The following is a 14257-nucleotide window of genomic DNA, read 5'->3' as shown; positions in this document are numbered from 1 at the left end:
AGGAATGACATCGATCCTTAAGTCGACATCCATGCCCTTCCGCAGGAATGAGCTATACAATATTACTTACCTATGCAGAAATTTTTAAAGATCTCGCCTAGTATTTCTTCTACGTTAATAACTCCCGTAATAGCACCGATGCAGCGTGCCGTCATTCTAATATCTTCAGTTGCTAGAACTAAATCATTATCTAAACTAAAAGCCGTTAAATGTGAGAGAGCTTGTTTTAAATAATGACGATGACGTTGATTTGTTATGTAAGGCGTTTCGGTAAAACCCGCCATATTTTCGGCAATATTTTCGATATTTTTTAATATACTTGAAAGAGCAATATTATTTTTTACTGAAACTCTTAAGCATTTATATTTATCTTCAATAGAAAAGATTTTACTAGGTTCAATTAAATCGATTTTATTAATTATCACGATAGTATTTTCATCAATTAAACCTGTAATATCTTCATTTATAGAGGAATCTAATTTTTCGGCATCAAACATAATAATTTTAATATCCGCTGTTTTAGCCGAATTAATAGCTCTTTTTATACCTTCTTGCTCGATAATGTCACTACTTTCTTCTCTTATACCTGCCGTATCCTGTAAAATAATAGGGTAGCCGCCAATGTCTAAATGACCTTCAATTATATCTCTAGTAGTTCCTGCAATATTCGAGACAATTGCTATATCTCTCTGCATTAAGAAGTTTAGTAAGCTAGACTTACCGACATTCGGCGGACCGATAATTGAAAGCTTAAGACCACTATTGAGTAATTCTCCTCGTCTATTATCATTAAGATAATTAGATATTTCGTTTATAAGGTTTTTATGAGTGTTGTTAACGTCATTAAGAACGCTATCAGGTATATCTTCATCAGGGAAATCTATATAAGCTTCAAGCAGAGAGATAATTTTTAAAAGCTTGCTACGCCAGTTATTATATAATTCTTCAAGCCCACCGCTTGCCTGTCTAATTGCTTGCCTATGCTGCATAATAGTTTCAGCATTAATTAAATCGGCTATCCCTTCTGCTGCCGTTAAATCAAACTTATTGTTTAAAAAAGCTCTTTTCGTAAATTCTCCTGCTTCTGCTAAACGAATATCAGCTATATTTAACAATGTGTTAATAAGCATTATGGAGATAGCTTTACTGCCGTGCGTATGAATCTCAACTACGTCTTCACCGGTAAAGCTATTAGGTGATTTAAAATAAACAACCATAGCATTATCAATTAGCTCCTTAGTTTCGGGAACTGTAATTTGTTGATAATACATGATAAGTGGTTTAAAGTCCGCTCTGCCGGTAAGTAGCTGTAAAACTTCTAAGCTTTTAGGACCAGAAATCCTAAAAACCGCTACGCCTGCTTTACCGAATGCAGAGCTTTGTGCAAATATCGTTTCCATTTATTTTATACACTCTTGTTTATTAAATAATATATAATATAATAGCATAGCATATGATAGTACATGATAGCATATAATATTATTCTTGAGAAAATCATGACCCCAAAAACCACCTCTTTTAATTGTAGTCGTTTAAATTGTCAAATCCCGAATTATAAAACTAAAATGCTAGAACTTAGCAAGGAACGTGAGTCAAGTTCCATATATATAGATTTTGTTCAAAAGTTTTTAAATTATATTCCGATAAATTATGATTTTGAGAATAGAGAAAAACTATTTCAAAATTTTGCAGATGAAGCCTTTAAGTTTTTTAAGCAAAGGGTAGAAAGAGCAAGAAAAATAGCAATAACAAAGACGGTTATAGAAAATGATCCGGCAATAAATGTCTTGATATTACTTGATAATAAACCGCATATTGTTGATTTTATTATATGTCTGCTTAAAAATATGAATTTGCAAACTAAGTTTTTACTCCATCCGGTAATAAACTGCGTCCGAAATAGTAAAGGAGAATTAGAAAAAATATTAGAAAATTCTGTGTCGGATGAAAAATCAGAATCGATACTGCATTTAACCATTTTAGGAAATTTTGACGATAAAACTACTACATTTTTAACTGAAGCTATAAATGAAAGATTAGAAGAGTTAGAGCAAAGCTATAGCCATTTACCGCAATTACTCATAAAATTACAAGGTTTATCTAAAAATATAATTGATAATGATAAATTAAATTTTGAAGAGGCTAAAGAATTCTTAAATTGGCTACAAAACGATAATTTGGTTTTATTAGGGACTCTTGATTTTGAGGTAAAATCTTTAAAATTAAGCAATGAAATAGGAGCAGCAAAAATATGGCAAGAAGTAAAAGACGAGATTGATGATATTATAAAATGTTCTGCTAATCCTTTATATCAAAATCAATTAATAATACTCGGTAAAATAAATAGTGCGTCGCTTATCCATTCAGATAATTTAATCGACTATATCTTAGTGAAAAAATTTAACTCTTCGGGCGAATATATTTCAGGAAGTATAATTTTCGGCATATATAATTCAAATATGTATTACCATTCAATAAGTGATATTCCAATCCTACGACAAAAATTTAATTTTGTAATTGAGAAAGCCGGTTTTGCATTATCTGGTTATAATGCCGATAAGTTAAGAATTTTAATGGAGTCGTTACCGAGAGAAGCTTTAATACAAATTGATCAAGGCGATTTATATTGTATGTGTTTACATATGCTCTCAAGTATGATGAGTAAGAAGCTTAAATTATTTATTCAATATGATTGGTCGAGTTCTTTTCTTAATATCATAATTTTTCTGCCACGAGAACGTTTAACGGCTGAAATACATAATATGATAGATTGTTATTTAGCGGAAAAATTCGGTAGTAAAATTTTATCCAACTATATAACCGAAGTAGTCGGTAATTTTTCTTATCTTTTTGTAACGCTTGAAGCACAAGGGGAACATAAAATAAATTTTGAAGCAGAAATAATACAGCAAGATTTAGATCGTATCTCTACACGTTGGAGTGAAGATTTTTATTTTAAGCTTTCTAAAAAATGCGGTGAATATCAAGCAGGTATTAATTTAAAGCTTTTTGATAATGTTTTTCCAGCAGATTATAGACAAAAATTTTCTCCGGAAATAGCTTTAATAGATATTGAATATTTAACGGAAGCAAGCAAGTCACAAGAATGTATGTTTAATCTAGTTTCTGTAAATGAAACGGAATTTTACTTAAAAATATATAGTCCAAAAGTAAAACTTGCCCTTTCTAATATATTGCCGCCAATCGAAAATTTAGGTTTTAAAGCAATTGATGAACAAACTTTTGCAATTAAGGAGGCTCTGGAAATTAAAGAAAGCTGGATATATAATTTTATCTTAACTTCTATCATACCGGTAAAGGGTAATATTACCGAATTAAAAATAAATGTTGAAGAAGCTTTAGATCAAATGGCACTTGGGATGCTTGCTAATGATTCTTTAAGTAAACTGATAGTGCTTGCCGGTTTTAATTGGAAGCAAGTTAAACTCGTCAAAGCTTTAACAAGATATTTACATCAAACGGGATTTAGTTACGGTAAAGGTTATGTGCAACTAACACTACTTAAACATCCCGAATATACAAAAATGTTGGTAAATCTGTTTGATATAAAATTTAATCCTAAACATCCTGATAATAATTGTGATGTAATTCAAGATAAACTGAATAATTACTTAGTAACCGTTGAGATGAGTAGTGAAGATAAAGTACTACGTAGTATGCTTGGTATAATTAATGCTATTACTAGAACAAATTACTATCAACCGCATAAACATGTTTTTTCATTTAAGTTTGATTCTTCAAAAGTACCTGGTTTACCTAAACCTGTTCCGTTTGCTGAAGCATTTGTTTACTCTAAGGATTTTGAAGCTGTTCATTTAAGAGGCGGTCCTGTATCACGCGGAGGACTTAGATGGTCGGATAGAGCAGAAGATTATAGGCTTGAGGTCCTTGGACTTATGAAAGCACAGATGACGAAGAATTCCGTTATTGTCCCTGTCGGCTCTAAAGGCGGTTTTTATGTTCATTTTACTGAGGAAGGACTTACTCGTGATGAATATATGGAAAAAGTGGTAGAATGCTATAAGAATTTCCTGAGAGGTTTACTGGACATAACCGATAATATCGTTGACGGTAAAGTAGTACATCCGAAAGACGTTATTATTTATGATAAAGAAGATCCTTATTTAGTGGTTGCTGCCGATAAAGGTACAGCTTCATTTTCGGATTACGCTAATAGTGTGGCAAGAGAATATAATTACTGGCTTGATGATGCTTTTGCTTCCGGTGGCTCTGCAGGTTACGATCATAAAAAAATGGCTATTACCTCTAAAGGAGCTTGGATTTCCGTAACTAATCACTTTAAAACTTTAGGGTTAGATGTCCAAATAGATCCTATTACCGTCGTAGGTATAGGAGATATGTCGGGAGACGTGTTCGGTAACGGTATGCTAAGATCAGAGGCTATTAAGTTAGTTGCTGCCTTTAATCATAAACATATATTTATTGATCCTACCCCTGATCCTGTATCAAGTTTTAATGAGCGGTTGCGTTTATTTAATTTAAAGGGTTCTAATTGGTCCGATTATGATTCTAAGCTTATTTCTAAAGGAGGCAAAGTATTTGAACGTAGTAGTAAATTAATAAAATTATCACCGGAAATTAAAAAATTACTTGATATAAATGATAATGAATTATCACCGGAAGAATTAATTAAAGCTATTTTAAAAGCAGATGTTGATTTATTGTGGAATGGCGGAATAGGCACTTATATCAAAGCTAAAACGGAAAATAATTTAGAAATCGGTGATAAAACAAATGATAACCTTAGATGTAACGGTGAAGAAATTAGAGCAAAAGTTATAGCAGAAGGCGGTAATGTCGGGGTATCACAGAGAGGTAGAGTTGAATATGCTAAAAAAGGCGGACGCATAAATGCCGACTTTATTGATAATTCAGCAGGTGTTGATTGTTCCGATCATGAGGTAAATATCAAGATTGCTTTAAGTAGTGCGGTAACCTCAGGAAAAATTACTTTAGAAGAACGTAATACACTCCTAAATGATATGACAAAGCAAGTTGAAGAGTTAGTATTGCTTGATAATTATAAGCAAACCGAAGCAATAACAATTATGCAACTATCTCCTACTTTAACCGTTAATATACTTAGTCAATTTATAGATATTTTAGAAGAAGAAAAAGTATTAGAACGGGAAAATGAATTCTTGCCTAGTGCGGAAGAATTGAATAGAAGAGCTATCAGCGGTGAAGTACTAACTCGTCCTGAGCTTTGCGTGTTGCTATCATATAGTAAAAGGTCGGCTTATCACGAGTTACTTAATTCTACTTTTTCTCATGATAAATATTTTGATGCATATCTTATAGATTATTTTCCTGAAATGATGCAAAAAAAGTTTCGTAATGAAATTTTATCTCATCCTCTTAAACATGAGATTATTAAAACTGTTACCATAAATAAAATAATTAATCAACTTGGAGGACCGCTTATTAGTATTGTAAAGCGTGAGATTGGGGCTCCTCTTTGTGATATAATAAGGTCATATACCATTATTTGTGAAATTTTTGATCTTGATGATATATGGGAAACGGTAAGTAAGCTACCTACTAATATTGATTACAATGTAAAAATCGATATGTTTACCGAAATAACGAAATTAATGCGTCGGGGTATTTCGTGGTTTATTAAAAATTTAAAGCATCCTATTAATATTAGTGAAACTATAGAAGAGTTTAGAGTTCCTGCGCAAAACTTAAGAAAAACAGTAGGTACTTTATTAGTCGGAGAAACTAAAATAAGATTTGAAGAAAAATTAAATTATTATACAACTAGTGGGGTAGAGGAATCATTTGCTGCTACTATCGCTACATTTGACAATTTAATTTCAGTATTTGATATTATATATGTAACAAAACAGACTTCAGGAAATAATAAAGAGGTAGCAAAAGCTTATTTTGCTATAAGCGATATGTTTAGTCTTGATTGGTTACGTAAAGCTTGTGATAAGCAATTGAACGATTCATTTTGGCGACGCCTCGGTATTCAATCGCTAAAAGATGATTTATATGACAAACAACGTAGATTATTAATAAAAATAATTAATAAATCTAAAACAACTATTGATTTAGATTTATGGATTGATAATAATAATAACTTAGTTAGAAATTTTCTTGATTTTATTAAAGAAATTAAATCTCAAGAAACTATAGACTTAAATATAATTATTTTAGCAAATAAGAAATTTGAAATATTCTTACAAAAACTTGAGTAAATTATGTCGTCAATGCTTAAGCAAATTAGGTTAGATTCGGGTAAAGCTTTAAATCAGGTATCTAGTGATTTAAAAATTAGAAAAAAATATTTAGTAGCTTTAGAAGAGGGTGATTTTGATATTTTACCGGGAGAAGTATACGTAAAAGGTTACTTAAAATTATACTTGGATTATCTTAATGTAAAAGATCGAAATGCAGAGCAGATAGAAGCTACTAAACAGAACGAAACCGAAAAATTATTAAGTAATAAAAGAGCTACGGTATTGATAAATTATAAACGTAAAAAACAATTAGTACTTATATCTATTATAATGTTATCGATTATTATTGTAAGTCATCCATTCATAATTAATGCTTAGAAGAAAATGGATAATGAAATATTAAAGAGATTAATGGAAGAAGTTGAGCATAAACTTGACGAGTTATTGCATGCACAAGCGAATAATCAAAATGAAGTTAAAAAATTACAAAACGAAAATAAAGAATTAAAAGATAATTATATAAAAATGCTAGATCAAATTAACATTTATATTAATGAACTTGAAGAAATAAAAAAACAGCAAAAATAATTATGTCAATTGTTACGGTAACATTAAATAACAAGAGCTTTCAATTATATTGTAATAATGGAGATGAGGAAGAATTACTATCTTTAGCGAATAAATTGAATGATAAAATAGCGGAAATTAAACTTGGTAGTCCCACAGCCTCTTTTGAGCTATTATTAGTTATGGCATCTCTTAATGCTCAAGCTGAAATAGCTAGTCTAACAGAAAAACTTAATAAAAACGGCTTTCAAAAAAATCATCCCGACGAAGAAAAATTCGCAGAAACCTTAACTACTATAGCAAGTTACCTAGAAAACCTTGCACGTAAAATGGGAAAGTGATATATTAGCTCTTGGCTGCTTGGTTTGTGAGCTTAATATTAACCTAGGACTACCACTAACTTTTAGGACATCGTCCCTGTCTAATACTAATTCAGTTTAGATATATGAAGTCCACCTTTACATAAAGGTCTTTGAAGGATTTTAAGTAACGGTCAAAGCGGTCATGTATACCTATGTCATTCCCGCGAAAGCGGGAACCAGCATAAAGCGAGATAAATCGAGCTTTTAATTTTTAAAAACTTGCTAGATTTATGTTATTTTTCTGAATTCCCGCCGTTGCTAAGAATGACATAGAGTAGGTTTTTCGACCCATGCAACAAAGCCGTATGACACCAAAAACGACGTATTACCTTTAAAAAATGAAACAAGCAAAATCAAGCAATAAAGTTCTTGGTGCTTGTTTAGGCACTATTATTGAATATTACGACTATAGTTTATATGGTTTTTCAGCAGCAATTATCGCCGATAAATTCTTTTCAGCCGGTACTGATCCGTTAACAAAGCTTGTAAATGTTTTTGCCGTTTATGCGGCGGCATATTTATCAAAACCTATGGGTGCTTATATTTTTGGACGTATAGGGGATATATACGGTCGAAAAAAAGCCTTAAGTTTTACGATTATCGGTATTGTAATACCTACCTTAATAATAGGTTTATTGCCTGATTATTCTTCGATAGGAGTTTGGAGTACGATAATTTTAGTTTTATGTCGCTTCATGCAAGGTATTTTTATTGGAGGGGAATATGATGGTGCAGCGATTTATGTTATTGAACATTTAGGAGCAAAATACCGATTTACTGCCTCGGCAATAACTAGATGTACAGGAGTAATGGGTTTATTATGCGGGATTGGTGCAACTAATTTCTTTAATTCTCATATTTTTCCGGAGTGGGGTTGGCGTATTCCGTTTTTACTAAGTTTACCGCTTGCATTAATAACTCTTTATTATCGCCGGAAATTTGATGAAACACCGGAGTTTAAAAAAGCACATCATAGCCAAGATTCTATTGAAAAACTTAGCTCTATAATTAAAAAGCAATGGAAAAATATTGCAAGGTTAATATTTTTAGCCGGAGGTTTTGGAGCAACATATCAAATTGCGATCATCTTTATGAAGCAATATTTACCGATTGTATTACCTTCAGTCGGTATTATTATGAGTTCTTTTTCAGTCTTAATAGTAATATGTTTTGCTGTTTGCATGCCGATTGCCGGCTTTATTGCCGACCGCTTAGGAGTTAATTCAGTATTAAAAATCGCATTTATATGTACTATTACAGCAAGTGTATTTTTTGTGATAGCAGTAAAATATCAAATGACTAATTTAGGGCTTGCAGCTAGTTTAATGTTAGCTGCATCAGTTGCACCTTTTAATGCTCTTGCTCATAGTATAGTTATTAAGTCTTTTGTAGTTAAAGAACGCTATCGTGTTATAAGTTTAGGACATAATATTGGTTCAATGTTAATGTCCGGTACTGCTAATTATATTTGTGCAAAGGTAATAAAATCATTTGATTTCAATCTATTCCCGATTTTATATCTTTGTATGTTTGCCATACTTGCTTATTCTATGACTATGTTGTTTAGTAAGGATACTATATTAAATAAAGATCTAAAAAACGGCAAATAAACATAAGTAATAAATTGTAATTATCTTAAAAATGACATATTATAATAAATGTTAATTTAGAGTTATAATATGGAAAGAATAGTGACCAACATGGATCAGCATGGTAGAGTGCTTATACCGGTATCAATTAGAGAAAGATTTAATATACATCCGGGTGAAAAAATCACCATAGAAATTGAAAATAGTGAAATTAAAATCGTTAGCGTTGATAGTATAATTGATGAGATGCATAAGATTTTTACCAAAAATCAAATTGATAAAAATATTTCTATAGTAGATGATTTTATTGCTGAAAGGCGTCAGGAATATTTAATTGAAGAAAAAAGAAGTAAAAGATGTCCAAAATAATATTTGATGCCTCTGCACTAATTGCCGTATTTGCTAAAGAAGATGGTCACTAATTGATTAAGAAATATACTTCTTCAACATGAAGAGTTGTTAAAATGATTAGGCACAATGGTTTGAAAATTGTCATTTACCAATGAAGAAATTTTATTTTTATATTTTTCAATATTTTCAAAAAATATTCGTATAGAATCAGTAAATGTCTCAAAATTCGCATAAAATTTATTGTTACTTACAACAGAATGCATAAATTTCCACAGTCGTTCAATTGGATTCAAATTAGGACTATATGCTGGCAAAAATAGTAACTCTATTTTACTGTATTGTAGATATTCTTTTACCTTTTTTGACCTATGATATCCAGCATTATCGCATATCAAATAAATCTTACTTTTATCTTGATTATTTGCTTCTAATTTCTTTAAAAATTCAATAATATAATCACCATTAACCTTAGGAACGCCAGTTTAGGATAAGAAGAGTTTAAGATTATCGAAAAAAGAGTTTAAAATATTAGTTTTAGTAATATTAAAAGCATTAACACAAGCTAGAATATGAACTAAAAAATTAGTAGGTGATCGATGCCTTGAGTGTGCAAGATTCATATTATTTTTTAGGACATTAAATACTGACTCAACCAACGACCTTTTTCTAAGCTGTATTTTATCTTCCATTTCCAATAAATGATTCTTCATATCTTTTCTAATTCCTGTAAATAAGCGTAATCCACGACCTAATAATTTAGTAAATATTTCCTTAGAAATATACTTCTTTTACCTGAAGAATTGGTAGTATTAGATATTAATTATCCATAAGAACATTGATTATTCGCTCATCTAAATATTCATTTTCCAACTTTTCAAGTTAAAGAAGTATATATCCCTTATCACCAAAGAGTTTACCTTGTAATCCATCAGTTATATCGTCTGCTACCGATAAATCACTATTATTTGCTTTGGTAATTTTGATCGCCATAATCGTTCCCTTATTGTTAATTACTATATGCAACTTAAACCCCATAAACCATCCATAACTACTCATCCCTATTTTAGCTATATACTTCTTTAACTTGAAAAGTTGGAAAATGAATATTTAGATGAGCGAATAATCAATGTTCTTATGGATAATTAATATCTAATACTACCAATTCTTCAGGTAAAAGAAGTATACCACTAAATACTTTATTGCTATTTGTACGTTTTGTATGACATATCGATAATTTAGTTGAATCTATGCAATAAATTCCTGTTTCCTCTCCTCTAAATAGTTGCAACATTATAACAAGCGGTAGAATTAATCTTGACCATAATTGTATTATTCGACTATAACTTGGTAATTTAAAATAACCTCTATATTTATATGATAAGTGATATAAATAATAATTCTTAAAATCTTTGCACGGCGATATATAAAAATATAATACGATAGTTAAAAGCTCTGAAAGGCTTAAATTCCCTTCTTTCCGGCGTTTTCTATCTGTTGGTATTAATTTTTGCTTCTCCCATTCTTCATATATTTCACAAAAATTGTCTAGTATCTAAAATAAAGTTGTGATACATTTTTTCATTGTTGGGTTCTTGTTTTTTTGTTGAAAAACTTCAGTAACCCAACACTCTTAACTTGTAAATACTTTATTCTTATTCCATGCTTCTCTTCTTCCTTATCCTAAATTCGCGTTAGGATTGTCAGTTGTTACTACCTCTAAATCCTTAAGATTAATAGCACCAATAATATGTTTACGCTTCCAACCACTGAAACTTGGTAATGTTTTAACTACATTCTTTCTAATCCAACCAAATCTTGCTCGAGTTTGGTATTGAGGATGAACACTATCCATAAAATAAATAGACTCATCTTTAGCTAAATTATTTTTTAGCAAACTATATTGCAGCTCAAATTCCTCTTGCTTAGCTAAATCTATTTTTCCAGGAATTAACTTAGGTTTCTGATAACTAAAACCAAGTCTGTGTAACAGCTTGATTACCCCAGCTAATGTATAGATTACTCCATATTGACGTTCTATGAACAAACCTATATCTCTAGCATACACATAATTATTATTTTCTAGATGAACTATTAACTCTGCTTCCTCCTGTCTAGTAAGTTTACTATCACTACCGCCATTTCCAGGCTTAAGCTTCTGAGCATTATGATAATCTATTAAATGTTTTCTTATCCCTTCATCACTCAGTAATAACACTTTCGATATCTCATCAATACTATAGCTATCATCATACATGAGAACAGCTTTGATTCTATCACAAATCCTCTTATCCCTTTCGCTTCTATGGTAAAGCTTTAATTCTTCTTTTTCTACTGATGTTAATTTTCTATAAATCCATTCTTACTTAATAACACTTGCTGACTTCTTTGACAATTTTTCATTTACTAGAGGTATATAGGTTTGTTCATAGAACGTCAATATGGAGTAATCTATACATTAGCTGGGGTAATCAAGCTGTTACACAGACTTGGTTTTAGTTATCAGAAACCTAAGTTAATTCCTGGAAAAATAGATTTAGCTAAGCAAGAGGAATTTAAGCTGCAATATAGTTTGCTAAAAAATAATTTAGCTAAAGATGAGTCTATTTATTTTATGGATAGTGTTCATCCTCAATACCAAACTCGAGCAAGATTTGGTTGGATTAGAAAGAATGTAGTTAAAACATTACCAAGTTTCAGTGGTTGGAAGCGTAAACATATTATTGGTGCTATTAATCTTAAGGATTTAGAGGTAGTAACAACTGACAATCCTAAGGTTAATGGTGATTATATTATTGAATTTTTAAAGAAATTAGAAGCAAATAATCAAGATAAAAGTAAGATTTATTTGATATGCGATAATGCTGGATATCATAGGTCAAAAAAGGTAAAAGAATATCTGCAATACAGTAAAATAGGGTTACTATTTTTGCCAGCATATAGTCCTAATTTGAATCCAATTGAACGACTGTGGAAATTTATGCATTCTGTTGTAAGTAACAATAAATTTTATGCGAATTTTGAGACATTTACTGATTCTATACGAATATTTTTTGAAAATATTGAAAAATATAAAAATAAAATTTCTTCATTGGTAAATGACAATTTTCAAACCATTGTTCCTAATCATTTTAACAACTCTTCATGTTGAAGAAGTATACTATGTGAAATAATGTGAGTAAAGTCAATATATTTATATTTTTAACAATCTAACGTTATGTCTACCGCCTTCAAATTTAGTGGTTAAAAACTTATCTATAATATCAAACACTATTTTGTGATCTATGGTTTTTGCTCCGAGTATTAAGATATTAGCGTCATTATGAGCTTTAGCGTTTTCAGCGGTTAACATATTATGGCACAAAGCTGCTCTTATTTCCGAGCTACGATTAGCGGCTATAGACATACCAATTCCTGTATCACTAATTAAAATACCGATAGGAGCTGATTTTTCAATAATAATATCTACTACTTTCTTAGCATAATCAGGATAATCGACGGTTTGTGTATTATTCGTTCCGCAGTCATAAACCTTTAAAGATTTTTGCTCTAAATAATTGATAATTTCAGACTTAAGCTCATAACCTGAGTGATCACTAGCTATGACAATATTATAAGTTTTCATAGTTAATTTTTTGATGGAAAATAATGATAAAAATTATATACTATGTAAGATTTGTTTTCTAATGTAAATAATCGTTTTGTTAAATATATGAAATATCCTGTTGCACTTAGTATCGTTATATGTTTTTGTTTAGTTGCTTGTGTTGAACAGCCGCCTGCTCCAATTGAGTATAAAGTAGGAGATGTTACTGCAAATAATAATTCTACCGAATTAGAACATGATGAGGGGTTGATAGTTCAAAGAACTATGGAAGACGATTCCGTATCAGAAAAAGTTAGCGGTAGACTCGAAGAACCAAAGGCAAAAATTATAGAAGATGATAATGATGATATTGAGATTCCTATATCTCGGAATGAAGATGAAGAAGAGATAGAGCAGTCAAACTTTGTAAAACCGTTAAACGGGGTAATTATTACCGAGTTTAAAGCCGGTAAAAGTAAAGGGATAGATATTGCCGCTAAAGAATATAGCGAAGTTAAATCGATAGCCACAGGAACGGTAATATATTCAGGTTTTAATAAACAATTCGGTAATTTAGTAATAGTTAAGTTAGATAAAGACGATTTAGAAGTAGCATATGCGAGTTTAGACGATTTGTTACTTAAAAAAGGTGATAAAATTACTAAAAATAGTGTTATCGGACATGTAGAACATAAGTTACATTTTGCGATGCGTAAAAACAAAATAGTGGTTGATCCGAGTAAATATATAGAATTTTAAATGGAAGATTTTATTACTCTTACTAAATACGGTAAACCTCAAAATGTTATAGTAAGGAGGAGTGGTAAAGCTAAAAATATAGCCATACGAATTACGCCTAAAGGTGCAGAGCTTGTATTGCCTCTTAAGGCAAAGCTAGAGAAAGGTCATAATTTTCTGTTAAGTAAAGAATATTGGGTTAGGCAAAAATTACGCCGTAATGTAACTGTGATACCAAAGGATGAAGATAAGATTTCTATTTTGGGAAAATCTTATGAAATAATACATATTAATTCGTCTAAAAATCAGATAAAACTAAATGATTCTACGTTAGAAGTATATTGCAGTACGGTACTAAAAAAACTTAGTATAGAAGTATTTCTTAAAAAGATATTATTAGCAGAAATAAAAATAATAGTAGAGAATATATCTAAAAAACATAATTTGACTTATTCCAATATTAGAATAATGGAAAATGTTACTCGCTGGGGAAGCTGTTGTAGCAAAGGGAATCTTGCTTTTAATTGGCGAGTAGTTTTTGCTCCCGTTGAAGTACTGAAATATTTAGTAGCTCATGAAATGGTGCATTTAAAAGAAATGAATCATAGCGAAAATTTTTGGGAGCTAGTTGAGGATATATATCCTGAATACCAACCGGCAAAATTATGGCTAAAAAGAAACGGTAAGAATTTATATAGTTATTTGTCGTGAAATGTCATGCCGTGGCTTGTCCGACCTTGTTGCGTGGACCGTTTTATGTCATCCCCGCGAAAGCGGGGATCCAGAAAATAAGTATTAATACAGCAAATTTTTGAAATTAAAAGCTCGATTTATCTC

General features: G+C 30.8%; 13 protein-coding genes, 1 other RNA gene and 2 pseudogenes. 10 read left to right on the top strand and 6 right to left on the bottom strand.

Annotated features, from left to right (window positions below; translation table 11 throughout):
- Window positions 1-62: 62 nt before the first annotated feature.
- Complete coding sequence (gene mnmE / locus AC5584_RS06940) at window positions 63-1400, bottom strand: tRNA uridine-5-carboxymethylaminomethyl(34) synthesis GTPase MnmE (protein ID WP_499215988.1); 1338 nt, start codon at window positions 1398-1400, stop codon at window positions 63-65.
- A gap of 96 nt (window positions 1401-1496) precedes the next feature.
- On the opposite strand from mnmE, the gene AC5584_RS06935 reads away from it, so the two are divergent.
- From AC5584_RS06935 to AC5584_RS06905, 7 genes are all read left to right on the top strand, one after another.
- Window positions 1497-6248, top strand: a complete 4752-nt coding sequence (locus AC5584_RS06935; RefSeq protein WP_499216293.1) for an NAD-glutamate dehydrogenase — start codon at window positions 1497-1499, stop codon at window positions 6246-6248.
- Between the two features lie 3 nt (window positions 6249-6251).
- The gene (locus AC5584_RS06930; RefSeq protein ID WP_499216292.1) at window positions 6252-6608 is read left to right on the top strand and encodes a helix-turn-helix domain-containing protein; all 357 of its coding nucleotides are present in this window, start codon (window positions 6252-6254) and stop codon (window positions 6606-6608) included.
- 6 nt (window positions 6609-6614) lie between these two features.
- Window positions 6615-6818 (top strand): RP576a family tick cell line-upregulated protein, encoded by a 204-nt coding sequence (locus tag AC5584_RS06925; protein WP_011271513.1) that lies wholly within the window; start codon window positions 6615-6617, stop codon window positions 6816-6818.
- Window positions 6819-6820: 2 nt separating this feature from the next.
- Window positions 6821-7138: a cell division protein ZapA gene (locus AC5584_RS06920; RefSeq protein WP_410527358.1), complete on the top strand. Its 318-nt coding sequence runs from the start codon at window positions 6821-6823 to the stop codon at window positions 7136-7138.
- 9 nt (window positions 7139-7147) lie between these two features.
- Window positions 7148-7306: non-coding RNA, 6S RNA (gene ssrS / locus AC5584_RS06915), on the top strand.
- Between the two features lie 191 nt (window positions 7307-7497).
- Complete coding sequence (locus AC5584_RS06910; protein WP_499216291.1) at window positions 7498-8769, top strand: MFS transporter; 1272 nt, start codon at window positions 7498-7500, stop codon at window positions 8767-8769.
- 69 nt (window positions 8770-8838) lie between these two features.
- Window positions 8839-9117: an AbrB/MazE/SpoVT family DNA-binding domain-containing protein gene (locus AC5584_RS06905; RefSeq protein ID WP_011271509.1), complete on the top strand. Its 279-nt coding sequence runs from the start codon at window positions 8839-8841 to the stop codon at window positions 9115-9117.
- A 74-nt stretch (window positions 9118-9191) separates the two neighbouring features.
- On the opposite strand, the pseudogene AC5584_RS06900 reads toward AC5584_RS06905, so the two are convergent.
- From AC5584_RS06900 to AC5584_RS06885, 4 genes and pseudogenes are all read right to left on the bottom strand, one after another.
- Window positions 9192-9560 (bottom strand): annotated as a pseudogene (locus tag AC5584_RS06900) (transposase); the annotation flags it as partial.
- A 21-nt stretch (window positions 9561-9581) separates the two neighbouring features.
- A complete protein-coding gene (locus AC5584_RS06895) occupies window positions 9582-9878 on the bottom strand; it encodes a transposase (RefSeq protein WP_499217032.1) in 297 nt (98 codons plus the stop codon).
- Between the two features lie 163 nt (window positions 9879-10041).
- Window positions 10042-10651, bottom strand: a pseudogene (locus tag AC5584_RS06890) (transposase); the annotation flags it as partial.
- Window positions 10652-10774: 123 nt separating this feature from the next.
- On the bottom strand, window positions 10775-11353 hold the full coding sequence (locus AC5584_RS06885; protein ID WP_499216290.1) for a winged helix-turn-helix domain-containing protein: 579 nt from the start codon (window positions 11351-11353) through the stop codon (window positions 10775-10777).
- 165 nt (window positions 11354-11518) lie between these two features.
- On the opposite strand from AC5584_RS06885, the gene AC5584_RS06880 reads away from it, so the two are divergent.
- Complete coding sequence (locus AC5584_RS06880; protein WP_499216289.1) at window positions 11519-12247, top strand: IS630 family transposase; 729 nt, start codon at window positions 11519-11521, stop codon at window positions 12245-12247.
- Window positions 12248-12289: 42 nt separating this feature from the next.
- On the opposite strand, the gene rpiB is transcribed toward AC5584_RS06880, so the two are convergent.
- Window positions 12290-12721 carry a ribose 5-phosphate isomerase B gene (gene rpiB / locus AC5584_RS06875; protein ID WP_499216288.1) on the bottom strand — a complete coding sequence of 144 codons (432 nt, stop codon included), beginning with the start codon at window positions 12719-12721 and terminating at the stop codon, window positions 12290-12292.
- Window positions 12722-12772: 51 nt separating this feature from the next.
- On the opposite strand from rpiB, the gene AC5584_RS06870 reads away from it, so the two are divergent.
- Both AC5584_RS06870 and AC5584_RS06865 read left to right on the top strand, forming a co-directional pair.
- Window positions 12773-13441, top strand: coding sequence for a murein hydrolase activator EnvC family protein (locus tag AC5584_RS06870; protein ID WP_499216287.1), 669 nt, complete (start codon window positions 12773-12775; stop codon window positions 13439-13441).
- On the top strand, window positions 13442-14131 hold the full coding sequence (locus AC5584_RS06865; RefSeq protein ID WP_499216286.1) for a M48 family metallopeptidase: 690 nt from the start codon (window positions 13442-13444) through the stop codon (window positions 14129-14131). It begins immediately after the preceding gene.
- The last annotated feature ends 126 nt before the right edge of the window (window positions 14132-14257 follow it).

This window comes from Rickettsia endosymbiont of Villa modesta (genome assembly GCF_964026485.1).
Taxonomy (GTDB): Bacteria; Pseudomonadota; Alphaproteobacteria; order Rickettsiales; family Rickettsiaceae; genus Rickettsia; species Rickettsia asembonensis.
This window is presented reverse-complemented; position numbering and strand designations above follow the sequence as displayed.